This is a genomic window from Streptomyces sp. NPDC047981, from assembly GCF_040653315.1.
Lineage (GTDB): Bacteria > Actinomycetota > Actinomycetes > Streptomycetales > Streptomycetaceae > Streptomyces.
Window position 1 is genome coordinate 17,503 of sequence record NZ_JBEZNQ010000038.1, and the last position, 26,781, is coordinate 44,283.

At 72.7% G+C, this 26,781-nt stretch carries 26 protein-coding genes and 1 pseudogene; 16 read left to right on the forward strand and 11 right to left on the reverse strand.

The window, feature by feature from the left end:
- Positions 1-28: 28 nt before the first annotated feature.
- Positions 29-316 (reverse strand): hypothetical protein, encoded by a 288-nt coding sequence (locus tag AB0E14_RS22700; RefSeq protein WP_362420934.1) that lies wholly within the window; start codon positions 314-316, stop codon positions 29-31.
- A 169-nt stretch (positions 317-485) separates the two neighbouring features.
- On the opposite strand from AB0E14_RS22700, the gene AB0E14_RS22705 reads away from it, so the two are divergent.
- A complete protein-coding gene (locus AB0E14_RS22705; RefSeq protein WP_362420937.1) occupies positions 486-998 on the forward strand; it encodes a hypothetical protein in 513 nt (170 codons plus the stop codon).
- A gap of 2 nt (positions 999-1,000) precedes the next feature.
- On the opposite strand, the gene AB0E14_RS22710 is transcribed toward AB0E14_RS22705, so the two are convergent.
- From AB0E14_RS22710 to AB0E14_RS22720, 3 genes are all read right to left on the reverse strand, one after another.
- A complete protein-coding gene (locus AB0E14_RS22710) occupies positions 1,001-2,011 on the reverse strand; it encodes an LLM class F420-dependent oxidoreductase (protein ID WP_362420940.1) in 1,011 nt (336 codons plus the stop codon).
- 116 nt (positions 2,012-2,127) lie between these two features.
- A complete protein-coding gene (locus AB0E14_RS22715) occupies positions 2,128-2,976 on the reverse strand; it encodes a hypothetical protein (RefSeq protein WP_362420943.1) in 849 nt (282 codons plus the stop codon).
- Between the two features lie 102 nt (positions 2,977-3,078).
- The gene (locus tag AB0E14_RS22720) at positions 3,079-3,942 is read right to left on the reverse strand and encodes an N-acetylmuramoyl-L-alanine amidase (RefSeq protein ID WP_362420946.1); all 864 of its coding nucleotides are present in this window, start codon (positions 3,940-3,942) and stop codon (positions 3,079-3,081) included.
- A 208-nt stretch (positions 3,943-4,150) separates the two neighbouring features.
- On the opposite strand from AB0E14_RS22720, the gene AB0E14_RS22725 reads away from it, so the two are divergent.
- Together AB0E14_RS22725 and AB0E14_RS22730 are read left to right on the forward strand one after the other, a co-directional pair.
- Positions 4,151-5,827, forward strand: a complete 1,677-nt coding sequence (locus tag AB0E14_RS22725) for a hypothetical protein (RefSeq protein WP_362420949.1) — start codon at positions 4,151-4,153, stop codon at positions 5,825-5,827.
- A complete protein-coding gene (locus AB0E14_RS22730; protein ID WP_362421078.1) occupies positions 5,788-6,429 on the forward strand; it encodes an ATP-binding protein in 642 nt (213 codons plus the stop codon). The genes AB0E14_RS22725 and AB0E14_RS22730 overlap by 40 nt, the downstream gene beginning before the upstream one ends.
- 13 nt (positions 6,430-6,442) lie before the next feature.
- On the opposite strand, the gene AB0E14_RS22735 is transcribed toward AB0E14_RS22730, so the two are convergent.
- Both AB0E14_RS22735 and AB0E14_RS22740 read right to left on the reverse strand, forming a co-directional pair.
- Positions 6,443-7,066: a class I SAM-dependent methyltransferase gene (locus AB0E14_RS22735; RefSeq protein WP_362420952.1), complete on the reverse strand. Its 624-nt coding sequence runs from the start codon at positions 7,064-7,066 to the stop codon at positions 6,443-6,445.
- A gap of 49 nt (positions 7,067-7,115) precedes the next feature.
- On the reverse strand, positions 7,116-7,523 hold the full coding sequence (locus AB0E14_RS22740) for an ATP-binding protein (RefSeq protein ID WP_362420955.1): 408 nt from the start codon (positions 7,521-7,523) through the stop codon (positions 7,116-7,118).
- Positions 7,524-7,607: 84 nt separating this feature from the next.
- Here AB0E14_RS22740 and AB0E14_RS22745 point away from each other — a divergent pair, with 84 nt between their 5' ends.
- From AB0E14_RS22745 to AB0E14_RS22755, 3 genes are read left to right on the forward strand one after another with little or no spacing between them, the layout of a single operon-like run.
- Positions 7,608-8,456 (forward strand): helix-turn-helix transcriptional regulator, encoded by an 849-nt coding sequence (locus tag AB0E14_RS22745; RefSeq protein WP_362420958.1) that lies wholly within the window; start codon positions 7,608-7,610, stop codon positions 8,454-8,456.
- Entirely contained in the window at positions 8,416-8,694 is a 279-nt protein-coding gene (locus tag AB0E14_RS22750; protein ID WP_362420960.1) for a DUF397 domain-containing protein, read from the forward strand. The genes AB0E14_RS22745 and AB0E14_RS22750 overlap by 41 nt, the downstream gene beginning before the upstream one ends.
- Positions 8,695-8,706: 12 nt before the next feature.
- Positions 8,707-9,690, forward strand: coding sequence for an alpha/beta hydrolase (locus tag AB0E14_RS22755; RefSeq protein ID WP_362420964.1), 984 nt, complete (start codon positions 8,707-8,709; stop codon positions 9,688-9,690).
- Here the strand turns inward: AB0E14_RS22755 and AB0E14_RS22760 are convergent.
- Positions 9,684-10,460 (reverse strand): hypothetical protein, encoded by a 777-nt coding sequence (locus tag AB0E14_RS22760; protein WP_362420967.1) that lies wholly within the window; start codon positions 10,458-10,460, stop codon positions 9,684-9,686. The two genes, AB0E14_RS22755 and AB0E14_RS22760, sit on opposite strands and share 7 nt — an antisense overlap.
- Positions 10,461-10,591: 131 nt before the next feature.
- Between AB0E14_RS22760 and AB0E14_RS22765 the strand changes: the two genes are divergently transcribed.
- The 3 genes from AB0E14_RS22765 (at position 10,592) to AB0E14_RS22775 (ending at position 15,614) form a co-directional block, all read left to right on the forward strand.
- Entirely contained in the window at positions 10,592-12,775 is a 2,184-nt protein-coding gene (locus AB0E14_RS22765; RefSeq protein WP_362420970.1) for an acyl-CoA dehydrogenase, read from the forward strand.
- Between the two features lie 58 nt (positions 12,776-12,833).
- Positions 12,834-14,027 (forward strand): lipid-transfer protein, encoded by a 1,194-nt coding sequence (locus AB0E14_RS22770; protein WP_362420973.1) that lies wholly within the window; start codon positions 12,834-12,836, stop codon positions 14,025-14,027.
- Positions 14,028-14,162: 135 nt separating this feature from the next.
- A complete protein-coding gene (locus tag AB0E14_RS22775; RefSeq protein WP_362420976.1) occupies positions 14,163-15,614 on the forward strand; it encodes an MFS transporter in 1,452 nt (483 codons plus the stop codon).
- Here AB0E14_RS22775 and AB0E14_RS22780 read toward each other — a convergent pair.
- Positions 15,611-17,932 carry an MMPL family transporter gene (locus AB0E14_RS22780; RefSeq protein ID WP_362420979.1) on the reverse strand — a complete coding sequence of 774 codons (2,322 nt, stop codon included), beginning with the start codon at positions 17,930-17,932 and terminating at the stop codon, positions 15,611-15,613. The genes AB0E14_RS22775 and AB0E14_RS22780 overlap by 4 nt on opposite strands.
- A 175-nt stretch (positions 17,933-18,107) precedes the next feature.
- On the opposite strand from AB0E14_RS22780, the gene AB0E14_RS22785 reads away from it, so the two are divergent.
- A complete protein-coding gene (locus tag AB0E14_RS22785) occupies positions 18,108-19,280 on the forward strand; it encodes a histidine kinase (RefSeq protein ID WP_362420982.1) in 1,173 nt (390 codons plus the stop codon).
- Entirely contained in the window at positions 19,255-19,917 is a 663-nt protein-coding gene (locus AB0E14_RS22790; protein WP_030956390.1) for a response regulator transcription factor, read from the forward strand. Before AB0E14_RS22785 ends, AB0E14_RS22790 begins: the two co-directional genes overlap by 26 nt.
- A 103-nt stretch (positions 19,918-20,020) precedes the next feature.
- Here AB0E14_RS22790 and AB0E14_RS22795 read toward each other — a convergent pair.
- Positions 20,021-20,449: pseudogene (locus AB0E14_RS22795) on the reverse strand (response regulator); the annotation flags it as partial.
- Between the two features lie 27 nt (positions 20,450-20,476).
- Here AB0E14_RS22795 and AB0E14_RS22800 point away from each other — a divergent pair.
- The 4 genes from AB0E14_RS22800 to AB0E14_RS22815 all read left to right on the forward strand — a co-directional run bounded on the left by AB0E14_RS22800 (position 20,477) and on the right by AB0E14_RS22815 (position 24,082).
- The gene (locus AB0E14_RS22800; RefSeq protein ID WP_362420986.1) at positions 20,477-20,854 is read left to right on the forward strand and encodes a hypothetical protein; all 378 of its coding nucleotides are present in this window, start codon (positions 20,477-20,479) and stop codon (positions 20,852-20,854) included.
- A gap of 235 nt (positions 20,855-21,089) precedes the next feature.
- Positions 21,090-21,944 (forward strand): MaoC/PaaZ C-terminal domain-containing protein, encoded by an 855-nt coding sequence (locus AB0E14_RS22805; protein WP_362420989.1) that lies wholly within the window; start codon positions 21,090-21,092, stop codon positions 21,942-21,944.
- Between the two features lie 21 nt (positions 21,945-21,965).
- A complete protein-coding gene (locus AB0E14_RS22810) occupies positions 21,966-23,042 on the forward strand; it encodes a Zn-dependent alcohol dehydrogenase (RefSeq protein WP_362420992.1) in 1,077 nt (358 codons plus the stop codon).
- A gap of 98 nt (positions 23,043-23,140) precedes the next feature.
- Positions 23,141-24,082 carry a 3-oxoacyl-ACP reductase gene (locus AB0E14_RS22815; protein ID WP_362420995.1) on the forward strand — a complete coding sequence of 314 codons (942 nt, stop codon included), beginning with the start codon at positions 23,141-23,143 and terminating at the stop codon, positions 24,080-24,082.
- 58 nt (positions 24,083-24,140) lie between these two features.
- Here the strand turns inward: AB0E14_RS22815 and AB0E14_RS22820 are convergent, their stop codons facing one another.
- Both AB0E14_RS22820 and AB0E14_RS22825 read right to left on the reverse strand, forming a co-directional pair.
- A complete protein-coding gene (locus AB0E14_RS22820; protein ID WP_362420998.1) occupies positions 24,141-24,266 on the reverse strand; it encodes a hypothetical protein in 126 nt (41 codons plus the stop codon).
- A 47-nt stretch (positions 24,267-24,313) separates the two neighbouring features.
- Positions 24,314-25,423: a hypothetical protein gene (locus tag AB0E14_RS22825; protein ID WP_362421001.1), complete on the reverse strand. Its 1,110-nt coding sequence runs from the start codon at positions 25,421-25,423 to the stop codon at positions 24,314-24,316.
- Between the two features lie 258 nt (positions 25,424-25,681).
- Between AB0E14_RS22825 and AB0E14_RS22830 the strand changes: the two genes are divergently transcribed.
- Complete coding sequence (locus AB0E14_RS22830) at positions 25,682-26,734, forward strand: iron-siderophore ABC transporter substrate-binding protein (protein WP_362421004.1); 1,053 nt, start codon at positions 25,682-25,684, stop codon at positions 26,732-26,734.
- Positions 26,735-26,781: the final 47 nt, after the last annotated feature.

The window sequence follows — 26,781 nt, forward strand, 5'->3', positions numbered from 1 at the left end:
CACCCCTGGGGGCTCGTCGAGGCGTGGCTCAGCGGCTGCGGAGCTTGCCGGCCACCGTGTGGCCGATGGCGAGGTAGACGACGGCGGCGAGGCCGTAGCCCGCGACGACCCGCGCCCAGGCGTCGTCGAACGTGAACAGGTCGTAGGACCACGCGGCCAGCCAGCGGGCCGCGTCCTGGACGAAACTCACCAGGGCGTTGGCCCGGTTGGCCTCCAGCAGGTACATGAGGATCCACAGGCCTATCAGGCCGGCGGCGATGTCGGCGGCGAGGGCGATGACCTTGGCCGCCTGCGTCGTACCTCTGTGTTCAGTCATGGGTGTCGTTTTGCCGCTTCCCGGGGGGCCGAAACCCGTTCGGAGTCGCCCGGGTGGCGCAGCGGTGGGCACGGGGCGAGGCTGTGGCCAAAGCCCTCAGGGAGGTCGAGCCGTGCCCAGTTCCGGTACTCCGTCAGGTGTTCCGTCCGGTCCGATACGCCGCGGAGTCGTGGCGCTTCTGCTGTCCTGCGCCCTGCTCCTGACGACGGCCGCCTGCGGCGATGACGACGCCCAGAGCGCTAGCGCGAGCGCCACCGCGAGCACGACGGCCGAGCAGCAGAGGCTCGCCAAGACCCGGTTCGTCGCCAACGCGGGCCTGGCGGCGGGCGCCACCTATCAGTGGATCGTCAAGCCGTACCGCGCGGGGAAGTTCAAGAAGGGCGCGGACGGCCAGAAGTTCGCCCTGGTGAAGGCGGGCCTGGCCGGAGCGTTCGCGTACAACAGGCTCAAGGCGGCGGTGAACAACGCCAAGGGCGACGAGACCCTCTCCAAGGCGGTCGCCCCGCTCACGGCGGGCATCGAGAAGCTCAAGGACCTCGGCACGAAGCTCCGCAAGGGCGAGGCGAGCGAGGCGGACGTCGGCTCGTTCGAGGACGTCATCCAGAACGTCAAGGACGCGGGCGCGAGCGCGGGCGCCACGGTGACGGACCAGGTGCCCAGCACGTCCCAACTGGGCGGCTGACCTCACGCATTCAGCTCGGCGAGCAGCCGCAGCGTGGCCGGGTCCGGCGCCGTGACCAGCAGGTCCGTCACCGGGCCCTTCCGCCACTCCGCGAGCCTTTCGGCGATCCGCTCCTTCGGACCGACGAGCGAGATCTCGTCCGCGAAGGCGTCCGGCACGGCCAGCACGGCCTCCTCGCGCCGCCCGGCCGCGAACAGCTCCTGGATGTGCGCCGCCTCCGCCTCGTACCCCATGCGGCCCATCAGATCGGCGTGGAAGTTCCGGGCGGCGTGCCCCATGCCGCCGATGTAGAAGCCGAGCATCGCCTTGACGGGCAGCAGCCCGTCGGCGGGATCGTCGCAGAGCTGCGCCCGCACCATCGGCGCGACGAGGAACCCCTCGGGCAGCCGGTCCGGGAGCGCGTACACCTCCGCGTACCGCGAGGGCGACCAGTAGAGCGGCAGCCAGCCGTCGGCGATCCGCAGGGTCTGCGCGATGTTCTTCGGTCCCTCGGCCCCCAGCAGCACGGGCAGGTCGGCCCGCAGGGGGTGGGTGATCGGTTTGAGCGCCTTCCCGAGCCCGGTGCCGTCGGCGCCGGCGTACGGGTGGGAGTGGAACCGCCCGTCGAGCGCGACGGGCCCCTCGCGGCGCAGGACCTGCCGGATCACGTCCACGTACTCGCGGGTCGCGGTCAGCGGACTGCGCGGGAACGGCCGGCCGTACCACCCCTCGACGACCTGGGGCCCGGAGAGCCCGAGCCCGAGCATCATCCGCCCGCCGGACAGGTGGTCGAGCGTGAGCGCGTGCATGGCGGTCGCGGTGGGCGTGCGCGCGGCCATCTGCGCGACGGCGGTCCCGAGCCGGATGCGCGAGGTGTGGGCGGCGATCCACGTCAAGGCGGTGAACGCGTCCGACCCCCACGCCTCGGCCGTCCACACCGACCCGTACCCGAGCCGCTCGGCCTCCCGGGCGAGTTCGAGGTGCGCGGGGGAGGGGCCGCGCCCCCAGTAGCCGAGAGCGAGTCCGAGACGCATGGGCCCGTACCTTCCTGACGATCCGTCAGATCAGTTTCGGGGACTGTACGACAACGGCCCCCCGCCCGGAAGAGGTTCCGGGCGAGGGGCCGTCGAGGCGGTCGTGGCGCTGTCGCTCAGCCGCGCTGGATGCCGGTGGTGTCCTGGAGGACGCCGCGGCGGCCGTCCTGGGTCTGGGCGATCAGGCCCGGGCCGCGCTGCTCGACCGCCAGGTACCAGGTACCGGGGGCCAGTTCGGCGATCGGGGTCGGCGAGCCGTCCTCCGCGTACAGCGGGCGGGCGACGGGGACCGCGAACCAGAACGGGGCGAAGTCACCGGCGGGCTGGCCCTGGCCGCCCTGCGCGGCCTGCGGGGCCGGCTGCGCGGCGGCGGGCTGGGCGTGCGGGTCGGGCTGCGGCTGGCCGCCGTACGGCTGCTGCTGGGCGCCGTAGGGCTGCTGGGCGCCCGGGTAGCCGTAGCCACCGCCGACGCCCGGCTGGCCGGGCTGGCCCGGCTGCATGCCGTAGGGCTGCTGGGTCTGCGGCGCCGGGGCGCTCACGAGCGGGGCCTTGAGGGCGGGGACCAGCGGGCCGGCGACGGCCGCACCGGCCAGGATCAGGGAGCCGATGAGGCCGAGGACGAGGCCGGCACCGGCGTTCACCGATTCGAACATCCACATCAGCATGTTCCACGCCGAGGCCACGGTGAACGCGACGCCGACCTGGCCGAGCTCCAGGCCCGCGACCTTGCGGTTCTGCAGCTGCGGGAGCCCGCGCGACAGGACGACGAGTGCGGCGCCCGCGATGCCGAGGATGATGGCGCCCCAGCCGAGCGGGGAGACCTCCCAGGCGTTCGTGCTCGGGACCTGCTCGCAGATCTCGGGAGAGGCGTCACAGCCGTTGATGCTGAGGAATGAGGCGATGAACAGCACCACCGCTGCACCGATCAGAACGCCATCGCCTCGGGTGAGGGAGCGGATATTCACGTAAAGAGTCCTTCGTCGGTCTGTCTCGTCGGGTGGTGCGAAGCACGGGGGTGGGGCCGCACGGCCCCCAATCGTACGGAGGGAATCTATCGCCCGTCGGTACTACCCCTTGAGGTAGGTCCCGATGCCGTCCGCCATTCCCTGGGCCGCTTTCTGGCGCCATGCCGCATTCGTGAGGAGTGCGGCGTCCTTCGGGTCGCGCATGTTGCCGCATTCGACGAAGACTTTGGGCACGGTCGAGAGGTTGAGTCCGCCGAGATCGTCGCGCACGTCCAACCCCGTTCCGCCACCGAGGTAGTTGGCGGGCGCGGTGCCGGTCGCACGCGCGAAGTGGGCGGCGATGGCCTCGCCGAGCTTACGGGAGGGGCCGACGATCTTCGCGGTGTCGGCGGCGCCGGAGCTGACCCGGGCGGGCAGGATCACGTGGAAACCGCGGTTTCCGGTGCCCGAACCGTCGGCGTGCACGGAGACGACGGCGTCGGCGCGGGCGGCGTTGCCGGTCCGTGCCCGCTCGTCGATGCAGGGGCCGAAGGGCCGGTCGGCGTCGTGCGTGAGCAGGACCTTCGCGCCCTGGGCGGTGAGGAGATCACGCAGACGGTGTGAAACATCGAGGGTGAATGCGGCTTCGGTGTAATCGGTGTTCGTGGAGGTGCCGGTGGTGTCGCATTCCTTGCGACCTGTGCCGATATCGACCTTTTGATTGATTTCCCGAGTGTGACGGAAATTGCCGGGATTGTGACCCGGATCGATCACGATCGTCCGGCCGGCGAGGGGGCGCGCTCCGGGGGCCGTGGGGGAGGCGGCCCCGGGCGTGGGGGCGTCGGCGCTCGTGGTCGCCTTGGCGTCGGTGGACCTCGGGGCGGCGGAGGGCGAGCCGCCGCCGCAGCCGGTCGCGAGCGCGGCGAGGGCCGCGCAGGCGGTGAGGGCGCGGGCGCTGGCGCGGGTCTTTCGCTGGTCGTACGGCACCTTGCGACTCTAGTGGGAGGTTCCGGCGGGCGTTCGGCCGACGCGTCGTGACTGTGAAGGCCGCGTGGGGGGTATGCAGAGAACACGTACACGGACCACGGGGGGAACTGTGACGGGGGAAGAGCCGAACGACGCACGTCCAGGGGGAGAGCCGGACCCGCGCGTCTCGGAGACGCCATGGGCCTACGGGGCCCAGGGGACCCCGGGCGTGCCTGGGGCGACGGGGGCGTACGGGGCGACGGGGTTCCCGCCGCCGCCCGCGCAGCCGCCGCCCGCGCAGCCTCCGGACCAGCCGCCGGGGATGCCGGTACCGCCCGAGCCGCCCGCCGCGCCGGTCGAGTCGAACCCGGCGCAGGCGTTGCTCGTCGGGTTACTGAACCTCTCCTGCCTCGGCCTCGGATACGTCCTGCTCAAGAAGTGGATCCAGGCCGCCGTCTGCGTGCTCGCGACGGCCGTCCTGCTGCTCGTCGCGCTGCCCGCCGACGTGGACGGCGTGCCCACCGGCGTCCTCGTCGGGTACGGAGCCTTCCTGCTCGCCGCGGCCTTCGACGGGGCCAGGCGCGGACTGCGCGCCCCGCTCGCCCTGCCCGGAGGCGCCGGCGCAGGGGCAGCGGCGGCCGGGGCGGGGCGGCTCGCGCTCCCGATCGCCCTCGGGCTCGTGCTCCTCGCGGTGCCCGTCGGCGGCTCCGTCGCCTACGGCGCGGCGCGGGACGAGGCGGTGGAGCAGTCGCTGCTGGCCCGGCTCGCGGCGGCGGACGAGCAGGTGAAGTCGGTGGAGGGGCAGAGCTTCGGCGGGGCGGAACACACGTACCGCAAGGCGCTCGACGTCTACCAGGAGCTCGGCACGAAGCACAAGGACTCCCGCGCAGGCCGTCTCGTCCCCGACCGGCTGACCGACTACTACACGTCCGTCTCGGTCCCGTACCAGCAGAAGAAGTACTGCGAGGCGGTCCCGGGGCTCCAGCATCTGCGCGCCCTGCCCGAGCGGGTGGACCGCGCGCTCCTCGACGGGCTCACGGGGAAGGCGGACGACCCGCTGGCCCACTCCTGGTACGAGTGCGGCATCACCGGACTCGCCGGCGCGGGTACGGAGGCGGCGGCCGGGGACAACCTGAACGCGCTGCTGTCGACGTTCCCGGAGTCCTCGTACGCGAAGAAGGTCGAGCCGACGGTCCGCGAGAGCCTGCGGACCCGGGCGGCGGCGATAACCGCCGGCGGCACGAACCCCTGCGACGCCGTCCTCGAACTGGAGCGCTTCCGCACCACCGTCGACCTGCTTCCCAAGGACACCTTCGCCGCCGTCTCCACCGACACGGGCAAGGAGATCCAGAAGGGCGACTTCGCCTGTGGGGTGAAGCAGTTCGAGGACAAGGACTTCGGCGAGGCCCTCCAGACGATGAACGACTACGTCAAGGACCACCCGGACAGCCCGCAGGTCGCCCACGCGCGCTCCATCGCCATCGCCGCCGAGATAGCCGACGAGACGCCGGACGCGGGCAAGCGGCTGCCGTCCGCCACGGCACCGGGCGGCTCCCGGATGGTCATGGTGGTCTCCAACGACGGCCCCGGTGAGGTCGAGCTGCTCTACACCGGCCCGGTGACCGGACGCGTCACGCTGAAGTCCTGCGGGACGTGCACGACGTACGAGAGCGGCGGCCTCGCGCAGCGGCTGGGCGCGCCGAAGCCCAAGGTGTGCTCGGGGCCCTCGTCCAAGTACCCGAAGGCCACGCTGTGGCTGCCCGCGGGCGACTACCACTTCCTCCAGAAGCGGCCGAGCGCGAGCTCCCTCTCGGCGGCGGACAAGTCGAGCACGGCGAAGATCCAGTCGGGGTACTCGTACACGAACTGCCTGTACGTGACGAAGGGCTACGGCTTCGGGCTCTAGGGAGGGAGTCCGGGCAGCGTGACCGGGCGGACGAAAAGCGGTGGTCGTCCGCCCGACCGCGCTGCCACGATCGGGCCGTGACCACCTTGTTCCTGATGGTCGGCCTGCCCGGATCCGGCAAGACGACACGCGCCCGGCAGCTCGCGCACGAGCACGGCGCGCTGCGCCTGACACCCGACGACTGGATGATCCCGCTGTTCGGGGAGTCGGAGGCGGACGGGAAGCGCGACGTGCAGGAGGGGCGGATGCTCTGGCTGGCCCTGGAGGCGGTGAGGGTCGGCACCGATGTGGTCGTCGACTACGGCTGCTGGTCCAGGGACGAGCGGTCCGCCGTCCGCTCGCTGTCGCAGGCCGCGGGCGCGCGCTTCCGCATGGTCTACGTGCCCGTGGACGAGGAGACCCAGAGGGCCAGGATCGCCCACCGCTGGGCGACCACCCCGGAGGAGACGTTCCCGCTGACCGAGGCCGACCTCCGGCACGGCCGGGCCCTGTTCGAGGAGCCCGACCCGGCGGAGCTCGACGGGCGGGCGGACGACGGACCACCCGCCGGATGGCGGACCTGGCGGGACTGGGCCGCCGACCGGTGGCCGTCGTTCGGTTGACCGCTGGACGGGGTCAGCGGCGGCGCAGGACCCGGAGCGAGTCGGTGACGGAGACCTCCTCGAAGTCGCCCGACTCCAGGGCGCGGAGGTAGATCCGGTACGGGGCCTGGCCGCCGTCCTCCGGGTTCGGGAAGACGTCGTGGATCACGAGCAGGCCGCCGGCCGCGACCTTGGGCGCCCAGCCCTCGTAGTCGTTGCCTGCGTGCTCGTCGGTGTGACCCCCGTCGATGAAGACGAGGCCCAGCTCGCCCGCCCAGACCCTGGCGACCTGCGGGGAGCGCCCGACGACCGCGATCACGTGCTCCTCGAGGCCCGCCTTCCGCAGGGTCCGGCGGAAGGTCGGCAGGGTGTCCATGAGGCCGACCTCGGGGTCCACGACGGTCGGGTCGTGGTACTCCCACCCCGGCTGCTGCTCCTCGCTGCCGCGGTGGTGGTCCACGGTCACCGCGACCGTGCCGGCCTCCCGCGCCACGTCGGCCAGCAGGATCGTGGACCGCCCGCAGTACGTCCCGACCTCAAGGAGCGGCAGCCCGAGCTTCGCGGCCTCCGTGGCGGCGGCGTGCAGGGCAAGCCCCTCGTCGAGCGGCATGAAGCCCTTGGCGGCCTCGAAGGCGGCGACGATCTCGGGCGCGGGCATAGGGGGCCTCCTACTGGCGGGTACGGCACGTGCGAGCGCCCATCGTGCCCTACGCGTCGCACTCGAACCACACCGTCTTCCCCGCGGCCCCCTCCGACACCCCCCACCGGTCCGTCACCCCCTCCACCAGCGCGAGCCCCCGCCCACCCTCCGCGAGCGGCTCGGCGACCTTCGCGTGCAGCGCCCCCGGCACGTCGTCCGCGACCTCCACCCGCAGCCCGTGCGGCTCCCGCAGGAACAGCACCGTGCACCGCCGCCCGGGCACGTGCCGCACGACATTGGCGACCAGCTCGGTCAGCGCGAGCGCACCGGCGTCGGCGAGGTGGTCGAGCCCCCAACGGCCGAGGGACATGCGCAGGATGCGGCGCATGTGACCGGCGGAGTGCTCACCGACGGTGAAGCCCATGCGGTAGCTGTTCTGAAGTTCCGCCGGATAGAGGTCAGTTGCGTGATTCATGCCACCAGGGTGGAGTGGTCTGGTTACGCTCGGCTACGGACCGAAACGAACGCAGTGAAGCGTGAGCTTGGGGGTGACCTCGTCGTGGTCAACATCCGCAGCCTCGACCCCAGCGCCTCGCCGCTGGACTACTACGGCTGGGAACTTCGCCGTTTGAGGGAGGAGGCGGGCCTCAGTCAGCAGCAAGTGGGCGACATCGTCTTCTGCTCGGCGTCGCTGATCGGCCAGATTGAGACGGCGAAGAAGGTCCCCACGCGGAAGTTCTCGGAGCAGTTGGATGCGGCCCTGATGACGGGCGGGGCGTTCACACGCTTGGTGGGGTTGGTTCTCAAGAGTCAGCTGCCTGCGTGGTTCCAGCCGTACGCGGAGATGGAGGCGAAGGCAGCCTGCATCTACTCCTTCCAAGCGCAGTTGGTTGACGGCCTGCTCCAGACACCCGACTACGCGCGGGCTGTTCTCGGGGCCCGGACCGTGGACGACCTCGACACCAAGGTCGCAGCTCGCATGGAGCGGCAACGCATCCTGGATCGGGCGTCCCCGCCGTTGGTCTGGGTGGTCATGAGCGAGGCTGTCCTGCATCAGGAGATCGGCGGGCGGGCGGTGATGCGAAACCAACTGGCCCACCTGTTGGCGATGCAGGAGCGGGAATGGCTGAAGATCCAGATCCTTCCGTTCGCGGCTGGGGCACATGCGGGATTGCCAGGCTCGTTCAACCTGCTGCGCTTCGAGGACGACCCCGACATCGTGTACACGGAGGACTTCGTCCAAGGGCACATGACTGCCGATCCGGCAGCCATCAGGGAGGGGTCGCTCCGTTACGATCACCTTCAGGCTGCCGCGTTCTCCGTGGAGGAGTCGGCGGCGCTGATCGCCCGCGTAATGGAGGAGCGCTATGGGGACCAACCAGCACCTGACGGGCGTGCGTTGGCGTAAGTCGTCGTACAGCGGCGACACGGGTGGCCAGTGCGTCGAATGCGCCCCCCTCGGCGCCGCCGCCTGGCGAAAGTCCTCCTACAGCAGCGACACCGGCGGTCAGTGCCTCGAAGTCGCCGACCTCGCCGCCCACATCGCCGTCCGGGACTCCAAGAACCCCGAGGGGCCCGCGTTCCTGGCCAGCCCGGCGGCGTTCACCGCGTTCGTGGTGGCCGCCGCCGAGGGCCGGATCGGCTGAGGGGCCCTGGGGATGCCCGTACCGCCCTTCGATCCCGAGCTGGCCGTCGTGCTCGCGGCGCTCGACCCCGAGATGTTCGCGTCCGTCACGCCGGAGAACCTGCTCGCCGTGCAGGCGCGGGACGTCGCCGCCCGGACCCGGCCGACCGTCGAGGAGCTGGGCGACGGCGGGCGGTTCGAGGTGGCGGAGCTGAGCGTGCCGGGGCCTTCGGGTGCACCCGAGGTCACGCTCGTGAGTGCGCGGCCCGCCGGGCTCGCGGGGCGGCCGCTCCCGCTGATGCTCTACATGCACGGCGGCGGCATGGTCATGGGCAACGCGTGGTCCGTGCTGCCGCGCGTCCTGAACGACTGGGCGGAGCCGCTCGGCATGGCGGTCCTCTCGGTCGAGTACCGGCTCGCGCCGCAGACGCCGTACCCGGGGCCGCTGGAGGACTGTTACGCGGCGCTGGTGTGGGCCGTCGAGCACGCGGCCGAGTTGGGGATCGATCCCGACAGGGTCGTCGTCGGCGGCAAGAGCGCGGGCGGTGGGCTCGCCGCCGGGCTCGCGCTGCTGGCGCGTGACCGGGGCGGGCCGGCCGTGCTCGGGCAGGTGCTGCTCTGCCCGATGCTCGACGACCGGATGGAGGGCTTCTCCACCCACCAGATGTCGGGGATCGACATCGGGGACCTCACCTCGCACACGACGTTCTGGCAGGCGTACCTCGGCGACCTCCGCCAGGGTTCCGCCGACGTCCCGCCCTACGCGGCGCCCACCCGCGCGACGGACCTCTCCGGGCTTCCTCCCGCCTACATCGACGTCGGCTCGGCCGAGATGTTCCGGGACGAGAACGTGGCGTACGCCGACGCGATCTGGCGGGCGGGCGGCCGGGCCGAACTGCACGTCTGGCCCGGCGCGTACCACTCGTTCGACGGCTTCGCCCCGGACGCCGCCGTCAGCCAGGACGCCCGCGCCACCCGCACCCGCTGGCTCCGCCGGCTCCTCGGGGTCGCTCAGTAGCGGTGGTTCGGCCAGTGCGGGTCCTCCCAGCGGGCGGGGCCCGTCAGGCCGATGAGGCGTATCCGGTGGAGCAGTTCCTCGGAGACGTCCGGGGTGCGCAGCCGTGTCGGGGCGTGGCGGGCGAGCCAGGAGGAGAGTTCGGCGCACAGGGCTGCCGACTCGTCGCTCCAGGGGTACCAGGGGAGACTGTCGGCCAGGAGGTCGTACTCCCAGGCGTCGGCCGCCTCGGCCAGGTGCCGGTCGGCGTGCCGGTCGTCGAGCGCTTCCCAGGCCGCCAGCCACGGCGTGAGCGTCTCGGACGCCTCCACGCACAGAATGATCAGGTCGTGCACGGCGACCGCCGGCTCCGGAGTCGTCAGGCTGTACGCCCACCAGGCGTGCAGGAACTCCCACACCGCCGCACTCTGGGGCTCGGGCCACTCCCGCCAGCCGCCACGGGCGAAGGAGCGTCCGATGGCTTCCATGTCGTACGCCGGCGCGTCCATCCCCTGGACCAGTGACCGGGCGAGCTGCGGCAGGACGCGGCGGAGCACCGCGCCGTGGTCCCGCCAGTCGGGGGCGCTCCACGTGCGACGCAGGAGGTCGGGATCGAGCGCGATGTCCGGGCGCTTCAGGAGCGCCAGCTCCTCGTCGCTGCCCCAGTGGCAGTCGCACTGGACCTCGTCGGCTTGGGCGGTCATCCCCCGGAAGGTGATCTCCACCCGCTCCAGAGCGTGATCGAGCCGGAGTCGCGCGGATGTCTTGCGGGAATCGTCGGGAGCCAGGGTCATCGGGCACAGCCTCACAGGACTCCGGCCGGGTCTCGCCGACTCCGGCCGAAGAGGGACACGTTACAGGTCCGGGCGAACCCGTGGGCTTTCTGACCTTCCGTCAGATTGGAACGTGTTCTAGTCTGCCGCCCATGGGCATCGGAATCACGCAAGAGCAGCGGGAGTTGGCCCGGTCCGTGCGCGGGTGGTTCGCTCGGGCCGTGCCGTCCGAGGACGTACGGAAGCTCCTCGACGCGCCCGCCGAGAGCGGCGGCGTCGGGCGGCCCGCCCACTGGGACGGGCTCGCCGAGCAGGGGCTCCTGGGGATCCACCTCCCCGAGGAGTACGGAGGCGGGGGCGGCGATCTCGTCGATCTGGCCGTCGTACTCGAAGAGGCCGCGCGGGCGCTCGTGCCGGGGCCGTATCTGCCCTCCGTGCTCGCCGGGGAGGTGCTGAGACGGGTCCCCGGGGCGGGCGAACTCGTCACGGGCCTCGCCACCGGGGCGCGGGTCGGGGCCGTCGCGCTCGGGGCCGGGGGGATGACCGGGGTCGAGGTCGAGGGGGGCCTGGTCCTCGACGGGGTCGCGCCGCCCGTCCTCGGGGGCGCCCAGACCGACCTGCTGGTCCTGGCCGCGAGCACCGCGCGGGGTGTCGTGTGGGCCGCCGTGGACGCCGCGACCCTCGCCGTCCGCCCGCACGAGAGCGCCGACCCGACGCGGCCGACCGCCGAGGTCACCGCCGACGGCACCCACGTACCCGCCGAGCGGATCCTGGACCTCGACCCGACTCTCGTACCGGACCTGGCCGCCGCCCTGTTCGCCGCCGACGCCTGTGGGACCGCCGCGCGGGCCCTGGAGACGGCGGCCGAGTACGCGAAGACGCGCGAGCAGTTCGGGCGGCCCATCGGGCAGTTCCAAGGGGTCAAACACCTCTGCGCCGACATGCTCGTCCGGGTCGAGCAGGCCCGCGCCCTCGCCTGGGACGCCGCAAGGGCCACCGGGTCGACCGCTCGGCCCCTCGTCTCCGCCCTCGCCGCCGCCACCGCCCTCGACGCCGCCTACAGCTGCGCGAAGGACTGCATCCAGATCCTCGGAGGCATCGGCTTCACCTGGGAGCACGACGCCCATCTCGCGCTGCGCCGCGCCCTCGTCGCCCGCCAGCTCCTCGGCGCGGGCGACCTCCACCGGGCGCAGGCCGTCCGGCTCGCCGCCGAGGGCGTACGGCGCGAGCTGCGGCTCGAACTGCCGCCCGAGGCCGACGCGTTCCGCGCCGCCGCGCGCGAGGCGGTCGCGCCCGCCGCCGGTCTCGACCCGGGCGCCGCGCGGCGCGCGCTCGCCGCCACCGGGTACGCCGCCCCGCACCTGCCCGCCCCGTACGGCCTCGGCGCCGGACCGCTGCAGCAGCTCGCCGTCCAGCGGGAACTCGACTCGGCCGGTATCGCGCTGAGCGGCCTCGGGATCGCCACCTGGGTCGTCCCCTCCCTCCTCGCGTACGGGACGGCCGCCCAGCAGGAGCGGTACCTCGCGCCCACCCTCCGGGGCGAGCTGCTCTGGTGCCAGCTCTTCTCCGAACCGGGCGCCGGGTCCGACCTCGCCTCGCTCCGTACGAGGGCGGAACGCACCGAGGACGGCGGCTGGCGGATCACCGGGCAGAAGGTGTGGACGAGCGCCGCCCAGTGGGTCGACCACGGCATCCTGCTCGCCCGCACCGACCCCGACGCCCCCAAGCACAAAGGGCTCACGTACTTCCTCGTCGACATGAAGAACACCCCCGGGATCGACATCCGGCCGCTGAAGGAGATCACCGGGGACGCGCTCTTCAACGAGGTGTTCTTCGACGGTGCCGTGCTCCCGGCCGACGCCGTCGTCGGGGAGGTGAACGACGGCTGGCGCGTCGCCCGCAACACCCTCGGCAACGAGCGGGTCCACATGGCCGACCAGGTCGCCTTCGACTCCGGTCTCGAAGCGCTGATCGAGCGGGCGGCCGGTGCCGACAGCTCCGTCCTCGACAGCTCCGTACGCGTACGGATCGGAGCCCTGGCCGCCGAGGCGCACGCGCTCGCCTGCATCGGGCTGCGGACCACGACGCTCCAGGTCTCGGGCCTCGAACCGGGCGCCGGTGCCTCCGTCCGCAAGCTCGTCCAGACCGTCCACCAGCAGAAGCTCGCCGACCTGACGCTCGAACTGCTCGGCCCCGAGGGCGCCGTGCGGGAGGGGGCGGGGGAGCGGGCCGTGCACGGGCTGCTGATGTCCCGCTGCCTGACCATCGCGGGCGGCACCACGCAGGTCCAGCTCAATGTCGTGGCCGAGCGGCTGCTCGGCCTCCCGAGGGACTAGAGACCCGAGATCCGAGACCCGAGACCCGAGACCGAGACCGAGACCGAGGGGCACGAACATGGGGAAGGCGTACATCGTCGGCGTCGGGATGACGAAGTTCGAGAAGCCCGAGACGCGCGACTGGAACTACTGGGACATGGCGAAGGAGGCGGGCACGGCGGCGCTCGCCGACGCCGGCGTCTCCTACGACCAGGTCCAGCAGGTTCCGGTCGGCTACTGCTTCCAGGCCTCCACGGCCGGGCAGCGCGCCGCGTACGAACTCGGCCTGACCGGGGTGCCGGTCTACAACGTCAACAACAACTGCGCGACGGCGTCGACCGCGCTGATGATGGCCCGGCAGTTCGTGGAGGGCGGGATCAGCGACTGCGTCCTCGCGCTCGGCTTCGAGAAGATGGCGCGCGGGGCGCTGGGGGGCGGCTCCGACGGCGGCGACTTCAAGACCTCGCCCGTCGCCCGGCACTACGGGATCATGGCCGCCGCCCACGGCTTCGAGATGTCCCCGCCGACCGCGCAGATCTTCGGCAACGCGGCCCGGGAGCACATGGAGCGGTACGGGACGACCGAGGTCCAGCTCGCGGCCGTCGGCGCCAAGAACCACCAGCACTCGGCGAACAACCCCAACGCCCAGTTCCAGGACGTGTACACGGTCGACGAGATCCTCGCCGCCAAGACCATCCACCGGCCGCTGACCAAGCTCCAGTGCTCGCCCACGTCGGACGGCTCGGCGGCGGCGGTCGTGGTGTCGGAGCGGTTCGTGGTCGAGCACGGGCTGCACGACAAGGCCGTGGAGATCGCGGCGCAGGCCATGACCACGGACACCGAGGACTCCTTCGCGTCGGGCTCGTGCATCGACGCCGTCGGCCGGCCCATGTCCCGCGCGGCGGCCCGGCAGGTCTACGAGCGCTCCGGCCTCGGCATCGAGGACGTGGACGTCGTCGAACTCCACGACTGCTTCTCCATCAACGAGCTGCTGACCTACGAGGCCCTCGGCATGTGCGAGGACGGCGCCTCCGGGAAGCTCGTCGAGTCGGGGGCGACGACGTACGGCGGGCGGTGGGTCGTGAACCCGTCGGGCGGGCTGATCTCCAAGGGGCATCCGCTGGGCGCCACCGGCCTCGCCCAGGCCGCCGAGCTGGTCTGGCAGCTGCGGGGCGAGGCGGGGCCGAGGCAGGTCGCGGGGGCCCGCGTGGGGCTGGCGCACAACATCGGGCTCGGCGGGGCGGCGGTGGTGACGATGCTGCGGCGGTCGTAGGCGGGGAGGCGAAGAGGCGATGGTCGGGAGCAGGGGCCGGAACCGGGGCCTGCGGCGGTCGTAGGCGGGGCCTGCTGAGGTCGTAGGACCGATTCCCGATGTACGGGGCAATCGCCTTCTGCGACCATCACACGCATGGCCCGAACCGAGTCCGCCGCCGAGTCGGCCGCAACCGCCCCGTCCCCGTCCGTCCGCCGCCCCACCCCGCGCGCCTGGCTCGTCGTCCTCGCCGCGTGCGCGGGGCAGTTCCTGGTGGTCCTCGACGTCTCGGTGGTGAACGTCGCCCTGCCGTCGATGCGGGCCGACCTCGGCCTCTCGGCGATCGGGCTGCAGTGGGTCCTCAACGCGTACTCCATCGCTTTCGCAGGATTCATGCTGCTCGGCGGGCGGGCGGCGGACCTCTTCGGCCGGAAGCGGATGTTCCTGCTCGGGCTCGGGCTGTTCACCGCGGCCTCCGTCGCGGGCGGGCTCGCGCAGGAGGGCTGGCAGCTCGTGGCGGCGCGGGCCGTGCAGGGGCTCGGCGCCGCGGTCCTCGCGCCCGCGACGCTCACCATCGTGACCGCGGCCGTGCCCGCCGGGCCCGCGCGGACCCGGGCCATCGGGACGTGGACGGCGGTCGGGGCGGCCGGAGGCGCGGCGGGCGGGTTCGTCGGAGGCGTCCTCGTCGACCTGCTCTCCTGGCGCTGGGTGCTCCTGATCAACGTGCCCGTCGGCGTGCTGGTCCTGGCCGGCGCGGCGCTGTGGCTGAGCGAGAGCCGTACGGGCGGGGGCCGGCGGCTCGACCTGCCGGGCGCCGTCCTCGTCACCGGCGGCCTGGCGTCCGTCGCGTACGGCATCGTGCAGACGGAGGAGGGCGGTTGGGGAGCCCCGTCCACCCTGGTGCCGCTGCTCGGCGGCCTGGCCCTGCTCGGCGTCTTCGTCGCCGTCGAGGCCCGGACGGCGGCCCCGCTGATGCCGCTGAAGCTCTTCCGCTCCCGGGCGGTCTCGGCGGCCAACGTGTCGATCCTGCTCGCCGGCTCCACCTCGTTCGGCATGTGGTTCTTCATGACCGTCTACGCCCAGAACGTCCTCGGCTACACCCCGCTCCAGGCGGGCCTTGCCCTGGTCCCCAGTTCGGTCAGCGTCATCGTGGGCTCCAAGCTGGCGCCGCGCCTGATGCCGGCGACCGGCGCGCGCAACCTCGCGGTCATCGGGGCGCTCGTGGCCGCGGCCGGGTTCGGCTGGCAGTCGACGATGACCGCCGACGGCACGTTCCTGACCACCATCCTGGGCCCGGGCATCCTGATGATGGCGGGCATAGGCCTGCTGACGACTCCGCTGGCCACCCTCGCCACGTCGAGCGCCGCGCCCGGCGACGCGGGCCTGGTCTCGGGCCTCGTCAACACCTCCCGCACGATGGGCGGCGCACTGGGCCTCGCCGTCCTCTCGACGGTGGCCGCCGCCCGCACGGCCGGCGGCACGACCCCCGAAGCCCTGACGGACGGCTACGCCACTGCCTTTCGCACGGCGACGGGCGTCCTCCTCGCGGCCGCGCTCCTGATGCTCCTCTGGCTCCCGAAGCCGACGCGCCAGGACCAGGGCTCCTAGGGCGCGTACGGCGGGAGATCCCGGCGGAGTTCGGCGCCCGGTCGACCGTTCACGACCGCTTCCGGCAGTGGCGTGACGCCGGTGTCCTCGGTGTCCTCGGTGGCGTCGGTGGCGACCGGGCCGCGGGGAAGCATCCGGTCCAGCCACTTCGGCAGCCACCAGTTGGTCCGGCCGAGGAGCGTCATGGTCGCCGGTACCAGCACCATGCGGACGACCGTGGCGTCGATGAAGATCGCGGTGGCCAGGCCGAGCCCGAACATCTTCGTGGAGGGGTCGTCGGCGACGGCGAAGGACAGGAAGACCGCCACCATGATGAGGGCGGCCGAGGTGATGATCCGGGCGGTGCGCGAGATGCCCTCGACGATCGCCGTGCCGTTGTCGCCGGTGCGCAGGTACTCCTCGCGTACGCGGGAGAGGAGGAACACCTCGTAGTCCATCGACAGGCCGAACAGGATGGCGAAGAGGAACATCGGGATGAAGGACACGATCGGAACCGTCGCTTCCAGCCCGATGAGTGCGCCTCCCCAGCCCCACTGGAAGACCGCGACCATGATGCCGTAGGCCGCGCCGATGCTCAGCAGGTTCAGCAGGACCGCCTTGAGCGGTACGAGTACCGAGCGGAAGACCAGCATCAGCAGCAGGAACGACATCGCCAGCACGGCGGCGACGAACGCCGGCAGGCGTTGGCTGGTGCGTTGGCCCACGTCGGACAGGCTCGCGGCGGCGCCGCCGACGTGGGCCCTGGCCGTGCCGTGCCCGATCGCCGTGGGCAGCACGTCGGTGCGCAGCCGGGCGATGGTGTCGGTCGTGGCCTTGTCCTGAGGGCTGGTGGTCGGGAACACCACGAGGGTCGCGATGCCGGTGGCCCGATCGACGTGTGTCGGCGCGACGGACGCGATGCCCGGATCCGCCGCGACCCCCGCGACGAGTCGGTCCAGTACTCCCGGATCACCGGTGGGGTCCGCGGCGATGACGAGGGGACCGTTGATGCCCGGGCCGAACCCCTCGGCGACGAGGTCGTAGGCCCGGCGCTCGGTACGGCTGTGGGGCAGCGAGCCGTCGTCGGGCAGGCCGACGCGCAGGCCGAGCACGGGCAGCGTCGCGGTCAGCAGCAGCCCCGCCGCGCCGATCGCGTACGGCACCGGGTGCCGGCTGACGTGCCCGATCCAGCGACGCCACCCGGCGGCGTGGGCGGCGTCCGCCACCGGGTCCCGCCGCCGTGCGAGCCGGCCCGGCTTCCTGGTCCGCAGAGCCCGGCCGATCCGGCCGGCCCGGGCCAGGCGTGGGCCGGCCGCACCGAGGAAGGCGGGCAGCAGCGTCACCGACGCGAGCACCATCATCAGGACGACGATCGAGACGGCAACCCCGCCCACCGTCATGAACGGCACGTTCGCGACCGCCAGGCCGAGGATCGACACGACGACGGTGCCGCCGGCGAAGACCACCGGCCGCCCCGCCGTTGCCACCGCTCGTCCGGCCGCCGTCTGCGGATCGAGCCCGCACGCGAGGTACTCCCGGTGCCTGGCGAGCACGAACAGCGCGTAGTCGATGCCCACTCCGAGCCCGACCATGCTGCCCAGGACCGGTGCGAAGGTGGGGACTTCCGTCACCCCCGCCACCACTGTCATCGTGGCGACCCCGACGGTCAGTCCGAAGACCGCCATGCCGATCGGCAGCGCGGCGGCGACGAGCGAACCGAACGCCAGGAACAGGATCGCGGCCGCCGCGAGGAGGCCGATCAGCTCGCTCGTGCCGCCGTCGGGGTCGGAGAAGGCGTAGAAGAGGTTCCCGCCCATCTCGATGCGCAGCGGCAGTTCGGCGCGCAGCCGGTCGCCGAGACCGACGAGGGCGTCGAGGTCCTCGGCGGACAGCCGGCTCTGGTCGGGGTACTGCACCCGGACGACCGCGATCCGCCCGTCGGCCGAAACGAGGCCGCCGCGCACGGCGGTGTCCCCGCCCGCGTCGAGCGCCCCCGCCGGGTCGCTCGTGCCGAGCACGTGCGGCAGCCGCTCCACCTCGGTCTGCAGCCGCGTGAGAGCGGTGCGCGCGCCGTCGTCGTCGAAGAACGTCGCACCGCCGTCGAGCGGGGTGACGACCACTTGGGCGGTCATCCCCTCCTGGCCGGTGCCGGCCCGCTCGATCAGTTCCGCGGCCCGCTGGGAGTCCAGTCCCGGAGCGGTCATCGAGTCCGCGGTCCGCCCGCCGAAGGCGACGGCGGCGAGGACGACGAGCGTGCCGGCGATCAGCCATGCCGCGATCACCCGCCAGGGATGGCGGGCGGCGCCCCCGCCCAGGCGCAACAGGGCTTTCGAGAGCATCTGGTCCTCCAACCACCTCGTCGGCCGTCCTTGTACGGCCGCCGATGCCGAGACTCGCCGCCACGGCGCTCCGCGGCATCGGCCCGCGGGCCGCGGATCCGTCGGCCCAGGGGCGGAGTGACGACCCGTCCTTTCGGCCGATGCGCGGCACGCCGCGGTCCCTAGGCTGAGAACCGTGCTCCGAGACGACCTGCGAACCCTGTGGACCGAACCCCGGCCGCCCGACGCACCCGCCCGGGTGTGGCGCGACTGGGCGCTGCTCGCCGCGGGCCTTGCCGGTGTGGCGCTGGAGGCCGCCCTGCGCGAGAACGTCGTGTGGCGGCCGGTGGCGGTGGTGTTCGCCGTATGGCTGTGCCTGCTGCCCCTGTGGCGCCGGACCCGCCCGCTGGCGATGGTGACGCTGGCGTTCGGCTCGGTGGCCCTGCTTGCGGTGGCCTCGCTCGTCGGCGCACCGCGCGAGGCCGTCGGCCTGTACACCGGCGGGGTCGTGCTCGTGCTGGTGTACGCGCTGCCCCGGTGGGGATCGGGACGCGAGACCGTGCTGGGCGGGGCGGTGATCGTCGCGGCCGGCGTGCTGTGTGTCGTCATGGACGGGACCCCGGTCGTGGAGAAGCTCGTGGGCATCGCCTTCCTGCTGCTGCCCGGCGTGGTCGGGGCCGCCGTGCGGTTCCGGGGGACCGCTCGCGAGCGGCAGTTGGAGCAGGTCCGCTCGCGCGAACGCGAGCAGCTCGCCCGGGAACTGCACGACACCGTGGCCCACCACGTGTCGGCCATGGTGATCATCGCCCAGGCGGGCCGGGTGCTCGCGGGCGCCGACCCGTCCGCCGCCGTCGAGGCGCTGGAGGGGGTCGAGGAGGAGGGGGCGCGCACGCTGGAGGAGATGCGCGCCATGGTCGCGGCGCTGCGCGACCGCGGGGTCGGCGCCGAGCTGGCGCCCCCTGCCGGAGTCGCGGATCTGGAGCGCCTGGCGCGCACTCCGGGTGGTCGCCTCAGGGTCGACCTGGGGCTCGACGGCGAACTGGACGCGCTGCCCCCGGCCGTGGACGCGGCCGTCTACCGGATCGTGCAGGAGTCGGTGACCAACGCGCTGCGCCATGCGGTCGACGCGACCGAGCTCGTCGTACGGGTCGCCGCGGAACGGCACACGGTACGGGTGAGCGTGCGCGACAACGGCCGGCGCACCGGCCGGGGCCGCGACGGATACGGACTTACCGGACTGCGCGAGCGCGCGACCCTGCTCGGCGGCACACTACGAGCGGGCCCGGGTACCGACCGGGGCTGGCATGTCGAGGCCGAACTGCCGAGAGCGAGGAGCGAGAGCGGTGTCCATTCGCGTCCTCGTCGCTGACGACCAGGCGATCATCCGTACCGGGCTGCGGATCATGCTGAACGCCCAGCCCGGCATCGAGGTGGTCGGCGAGGCCGCCGACGGTCGGGAAGCGGTACGTCTGGCCCGCGAACTGCGCCCCGACGTCTGCCTGTTCGACATCCGCATGCCCGTACTCGACGGGCTCGAGGCCACCCGGCTGGTCGCCGGCCCGGGCGTCGCCGACCCGCTGGCCGTGGTCGTCATCACCACGTTCGACCTCGACGAGTACGTCTACGGCTCACTGCGCGCCGGCGCCCGCGGATTCCTCCTGAAGGACACGGGGCCGGACCTGCTGGCGCAGGCCGTACGGTCGGCGTCCGACGGCGAGGCGCTCATCGCGCCCAGCGTCACCGTCCGTCTGCTCCAGGCGTTCGCGGACCTGCCCGCCGGCCGGCCCGTGGCCCAGCCGGTCTCCCCGGTCACCGCCCGCGAGGAGCAGGTGCTCCTCGCCGTCGCCCGCGGGCTGACCAACACCGAGATCGCCGACGCACTGCACATCAGCCTCAGCACGGTGAAGACCCATCTCGCCAGCCTGATGGCCAAACTCGGCGCCCGCAACAGGGTCGAGATCGCGATGTGGGCCTACGAAACGCGCCGTATCCTCCCCGGAACCTGAGCCGGGCGCCGGGCCATGTTCCATGACCCCGCCCGGACATCAGCGCACCGCCGGGCCGCGTCGACGGTGTCGGTCATGCCCGTCATGGGGTGCGGCGGTCCACCGCCGCGAGGGCGGGGTCGATGACCGTCTCGCCCCGCAGGACCTGCCGGATCGCCGAGGCCAGCTCCGCGACCGGGCCGTCCTTCACGAGGAACCCGACCGCCCCCGCCTCCATGGCCCGCCGGAGGTGTTCGGGCCGGCCGACGGTGGTGAGGATCAGGACCCGGCAGTCGGGTACCTCCGCCCGCAGGTCGGCGGCGGCGTCGAGTCCGCTCCGCCCCGGCAGCTCGATGTCGAGCAGCGCCACCTCGGGCCGCCAGATCAGCGCCGCGTCGACGATCTCGTCCCCCCGCCCCACCTGCGCGACGACCTCGATGTCCGGCTCCATCCCCAACAGCAGTGCGAGCCCGCCCCGCGTCATGCCCTGGTCCTCGGCGAGGAGGACGCGGGTGCGCGACAGCGGGCGGTGGTCCTGGGGCATCTCGCTCATAAGGAAAAGGGTAGGCCGGGAGGGCCGTTGGGGCGCGTCAAGCGGATCGCGTGGAGCGCGACCGGACGACGGCCGGGACGAGACGGCTCCGAGGGGAGGGACGCGTTCCCCGAAGGGCGGCGGGTCGATCTGCGTGCGGGCTGGCTGCTCGGCCTGGCCCTGCTGGGTACGGTCGCCTTCGGCACGGACACACCCTCCCCGAGCAAGCCGGGAGAGGGCGCCCCGTTCCAGCCGCTCGTCTACACGCTCGACCTCCTGATCCCGCTCGGTGGTCTCGGGCAGCGCACGGCCTGGTACTGGACCGACGGCGTCCTCCAGTTGCTGGCCCATCTGCTGATCGCCGCGGGCTGGGTCCTGACGACGGCCGCCGTCGCGGGTGTCACGCGCACCGTGCAGAAGGGCTGACGGGCGGCCCCGACGTACCTGACGTATCGTCAGGTAGAGGGTGCCGGAGGGCTTCTCAAGTCATCGCCGCTCGGCTATACATGAGGATCACCGACCTAGAACGCGTTCTAGAACGGAAGGAAGGGCGCGTACGGGACGGTCCCCGCACGGCCTCGGTGCGGCCGACGGTGCGGACGGTCGCACCGAGGTCTTCCACTCTCACGATCCTCACGGATCCCCAAGGAGCAGCATCCCCATGCCCATTGATGCCGCCAAGGCCGTCGCCGCCGAGCCCCGCAGCGCCGAGATCAGCTGGGACCACAAGGACGTCCAGCTCTACCACCTCGGACTGGGCGCCGGCACCCCGGCGACCGACCCGGGAGAGCTCCGCTACACCCTCGAATCCAGGCTCCACGTCCTGCCCAGCTTCGCCACCGTCGCCGGCGCCGGCATGGGGGTCGTCGGCGGGCTCTCCGCGCCCGGCATCGACATCGACCTGGCCGCCGTCCTGCACGGCGGCCAGACGATCACGCTGCACCGGCCGGTCCCCGTCAGGGGGCGGGCCACCACGACCTCCCGCGTCGCCGCCGTGTACGACAAGGGCAAGGCGGCCGTCCTCGTGCTGCGCTCCGAGGTCGCCGACGACGAGGGCCCGCTGTGGACCAGCGACGCGCAGATCTTCGTCCGCGGCGAAGGAGGCTGGGGCGGCGACCGCGGGCCCTCCGAGCGGCTCGAACTCCCGGACCGCGAGCCCGAGAAGACCGTCGAGCGGCCCGTACGCGAGGACCAGGCGCTGCTCTACCGGCTCTCCGGCGACTGGAACCCGCTCCACGCCGACCCCGAGTTCGCCGCGCTCGCGGGCTTCGACCGGCCCATCCTGCACGGCCTGTGCACCTACGGAATGACCCTCAAGGCGGTGGTGGACACGGTGCTCGGCGGGGACGTCGCCCGGGTCCGCTCGTACCGCACCCGCTTCGCCGGGATCGTCTTCCCCGGCGAGACCCTGCGTATCCGGATGTGGACCGGGGACGGCCGCGTCCAGGTGTCGGTCACGGCGGCGGAGCGCGACGACGCTCCCGTGCTCGCCGACACCCTCGTCGAGTATTCCTGATCGGGCGATTGGAGCCGCACCATGCGCGCAGCCGTACTGCACGAGATCGGCCAGGACAAGCTGGAGGTCCTCGACGACGTCGAGGCCGTGGGATTCGGCCCCGGCAAGGTCAAGATACGGGTCAGGGCGACCGGCCTGTGCCACTCCGACGTCTCCGCCATGAGCGGTGTGCTCCCGCAGCCCGCGCCGTTCATCCCCGGCCACGAGGGCGCGGGCGAGATCCTCGACGTCGGCGACGGCGTCACCGGGCTGAGCGAGGGCCAGCGGGTGCTGCTGTGCTGGCTGCCCGCGTGCGGGGTCTGTCCCGCCTGCAAGCGCGGCCAGACCCAGCTCTGCCTGGCCGGCTTCATGAACGCCGGTACCCCCAACTTCCGCAGGCCCGGAGGGGAGGTCTTCGGATTCGCGGGGACCGGCACCTTCACCGAGGAGGTCGTCGTCGACGCGGGCTGCGCCGTCCCGATCCCCGACGACGTCCCCTTCGACATCGCGGCGCTCATCGGCTGCGGCGTGACCACCGGGCTCGGCGCGGCCATCAACACGGCGAAGGTGGAGGCCGGTTCCTCGGTCGCCGTCATCGGCTGCGGCGGTGTCGGCATCTCCGCGATCCAGGGCGCCAAGCTCCAGGGAGCCGCCCAGATCGTCGCCGTCGACCCCGTCGAGTCCCGGCGCGAGGCCGCCCTCCGCTTCGGTGCGACCGAGGCCGTCGCCCCCGACGCGCTCGCGGACGCCAAGCAGCGGGTCACCGCGGGCGAGGGCTTCGACTACGTCTTCGAGGTGGTCGGCAAGTCCGCCACCGCCCGCACCGCGTACGAGACGACCCGGCGCGGCGGCACCCTCTGCGTCGTCGGCGCGGGCGCGCTCGACGACCACCTGCAGCTCAACATGTTCGAGCTGTTCTTCGACGAGAAGCGGATCCTGCCGTCGATGTACGGAGGCGGTGACGTGCTCCGCTCGTACGAGCGGGCCATCGCGCTCTGGCGGGCAGGCCGGATCGACCTGGAGTCCCTGATCACCCACCGGGTGCCGCTGGCCGGGATCAACGAGGCGCTGGAGCAGATGCGTACGGGTGTCGCGCTGCGCACCTGCATCGAGATCTGAAGCCGACCCGAAGCCGATCCGAAGCCGATCTGAGTCCGACCCGATATCCGACCCGAATCCGACCTGAATGCGATCTGAATCCGAGAGGACGCGAATCGATGTCACTCCCTCTTGAGGGGCTGTCCGCGATCGTCACCGGAGCCGGCCGGGGCCTCGGCCGGGCCGAGGCGCTGGAACTCGCCCGCCTGGGCGCCGCGGTGGTCGTCAACGACTACGGCCAGCCGGGGCGGGACGGTTCCGGCGAGGCGTCGGCGGCCCCCGCCGAGGAGGTCGCCGCCGAGATCAGGGCGGCGGGCGGCCGTGCGGTCGCGCACCTGGGCGACGTCGCCGACTTCGAGACCGCGCGGGGCCTGGTGGACCTGGCGGTCGGCGAGTTCGGGAAGCTGGACATCCTGGTCAACAACGCGGGCATCCTGCGGGACCGGATGGTCTTCTCGATGAGCGAGGAGGAGTGGGACTCGGTGATCCGGGTCCATCTGAAGGGCCACTTCAACACCACGCACTTCGCTGCGGTGCACTGGCGTGGGCGGGCGAAGGCGGGGGAGTCCGGCGTGTACGGCCGGATCGTCAACACCTCCTCGGAGGCGTTCCTGGCCGGCTCGGCGGGGCAGCCGAACTACGCGGCGGCGAAGGGCGGGATCGTCGGCCTGACGACGTCGACGGCGCTCGCGCTCGCCAAGTACGGCGTCACCGCGAACGCGATCTGCCCGCGGGCGCGGACCCGGATGACGGAGGACGTCTTCGCGGGCTTCGCGGAGCCGGGGGACGGTGAGCTGGACGCCCTGGCGCCGGAGCACGTGGCACCGCTCGTGGGCTACCTGGCGTCCCCCGCGGCGGCCGGCGTCAACGGCCAACTGCTCGTCGTCCACGGCGGGATGGTCGCGATCGTGGACCGGCCGAGGGTGTCGGCGAAGTTCGACACGGCGAAGGACGCGTTCACGTACGAGGAGCTGGACGGGCTGCTCTCCCCGCACTACGCGGGGCGGCCGGCGGGGGAGACCTTCGCGGCTTCCGAGGTGCTCGGTCTGAAGCGGGGGTAGAGACGAGGAACGGCCCCGGGGTTCACCCCGGGGCCGTTCCTCGTGTTCGCGGCTCTCGTCACTGCTCCGCGTCGCGGCGGTGGCGGCCGTGGGGGGAGGACGTGGAGTCCTCCCCGGGCGCCGCCTCGCCGCGGTGCTTCCCGGAGCCCTCGGGCTCCGTGCCGTCCGTACGCGCTTCGGACATGGTGAAACTCACCCCGTAATGATCGCTGTTGCCGTGCGGCCGAGAGTCTAGCCAGCGACTTTGCGGTCGGCGAGCGGAGCCTGCTGGAGCGGTACCGGGCGGCAGACGCGCGGCTCGACCGTGACCGCGGCCGGCTCGGGGTCCGGCGGGACCGTGAGGCCCGCGAGGCCGCAGGCCGTGTCCTCCGTAGCGTACGGCAGGCGCAGCACGCCCTCCGGCGTCCAGACCCCCGCACCGGCCACCCAGCCCGCGGGTGCGGCCAGTTGGTGCATGCGCCGGCCGGCCGGCTGCCACATGCCGACCCAGCTCCCGGCCGCCGCGTCGATGCGCAGCGCGACGGAGCAGCTCTCCGGCAGCAGCACCTGCCCCGGCTGGACGGCGAAGGGGGTCACGGCCGCGTCGTCGAGCCGCAGGCACTCGGGGAAGCGGATCGGCAGCAGGCTGCCGAGCACACCCCAGCCGAGCCGTTCGTGGCCCGGCGAGGGGGCGTCGGAGCGGATCAGGAGCAGTCCGCTGTCCGGGTCGGCGAGCAGCAGCCGGTCGTCGCTCTCCTCGGTGATCTGGAGGAGTGGCGTGACCTCGCCACCGCGCTCCAGGTCGACGGCGACCGCCTTCACCGGGCCGCCGTCCAGGCGGCGGTCGAGGGCCAGCATCCGCCCCGTCCGGTCCAGCCAGACACCGCCCGTGCAGCGGCCCTTGACCTCCGCGACCTGCTCGGGGCCGAACGCGCCGCCCGCCACCAGCCAGATCGTGGTGGTGTCCGCGCCGACGCACATCGCGTAGCCGCAGATGCCGTCGGGGGAGGGCGGCAGGAGGACGAGCTCCTCGGCCTCGACGGCGCCCAGGGGGAGTTGGCCGGTGCCCGGGCCCGTCGGGTAGAGCAGGGAGAACGTGTGCCGGTGGCCGTCCACGCGGCGGCCGATCAGCACCCGCCCGTCCGCGAGCGGAAGCAGCGGGGTGTGGGCCTCCTCGGGCTGGTCGAGCGGGAGCGGTACGGCGTACGGCTCCGGTCCGTCCAGCGTCCAGCGCTCGGCGTACAGGGCGTCCCCCGTGCCGGCGAGCCGCGCCGCGTACGCGCCGTTCGCCGTGATCGTGAAGCGCGCCGGCCGCACCGCGCCGCCGTCGTCCGTCGTTGTCTCGATGGCACAGGCTGTCATCGACTCGTCACCTCCGGCCACCGAAGCTAGTTTTCGCACTTCCTGCCGAACAACACGAGCCCGGTCACTTCACACATAAGGGTGGCCGTGAATCGATTCTGCTGAGGGGAGGGGGCCCGGTGTGCTGGCGAGATCAGTGGTGCGTAAGGTAAGGCGGTCCTAAGTGGAGCCCCTGACTCCGGTGGCGGTCCCGTGCCGCGCCGGCCGCGCGGCGGCTTCCAGGGCCGCCGCCACCGCCTTCCGTACAGGAGTCGCTCCATGTCCCTCCGCCGCCGCGGCACAGCCGCAGCCGTCGCCCTCGCCGCCGCGCTCTCCCTCGCGGCCTGCGGAGGCGGCGCCGACGCACCGGCCGCCACCTCGGAGAAGAAGGACGGCGCCGCCAAGAAGGACGTCGCCACGGGCGGCAAGGACTTCGGCGACGCGGCGGCCAAGACGGCGGCGATGGGGGCGGACGCGGCGCCCGGCACGTTCCCGCGCACCCTCACTCACGCGCTCGGGAAGACGGAGATCACCGCCGCCCCGAAGCGGGTCGTCGTCCTCGACGTCGGCGAGCTCGACAACGTCGTCTCGCTCGGGATCAAGCCCGTCGGCTACGCCCCCGCGGAGGGGGACGATGGCATCCCCACGTATCTGCAGAAGGACGCCGGCACCCCCAAGTCCGTCGGCACGATCAACAACCTCAACCTGGAGGCGATCGCCAACCTGGAGCCCGATCTGATCCTCGGCAGCCAGCTGCGCGCCGCGGACAAGTACGACGAGCTCTCCAAGATCGCCCCCACCGTCTTCTCCATCCGCCCCGGCTTCACCTGGAAGGAGAACTACCTCCTCAACGCCGCGGCCCTCGACCGGACCGCGGACGCGAAGGCGAAGCTCGCCGCGTACGAGACCAAGGCGAAGCAGCTCGGCACGGACATCGACGCGGCCGGCGGCCCGAACAAGCCGACCATCTCCATGGTCCGCTACCTCCCGGGCAAGATCCGGCTCTACGCCAAGGCCTCCTTCATCGGCACGATCCTTGAGGACGTCGGCCTGCCGCGACCGAAGAACCAGCAGGTCGACGAGCTCGCCGCCGAGATCAGCCCCGAGAAGATCGACCAGGCCGACGCCGACTGGATCTTCACCGGCGTCTACGGCGACCCGAAGGCCACCAAGCGCGACACCGCCCAGGCCAACCCGCTGTGGAAGAACCTGAAGGCGGTCAAGGAGGGCCGGGCCAAGGACGTCCCGGACGAGACCTGGTACCTCGGCCTCGGCGTGACCGCCGCGAACAGCGTCCTCGACGACCTGCGCGCGGACCTCGTCAAGAAGTAGAGGAAGGGGGCGGCGGGCGGCGCTCTCCCGGGTTGTCCACAGGCAGG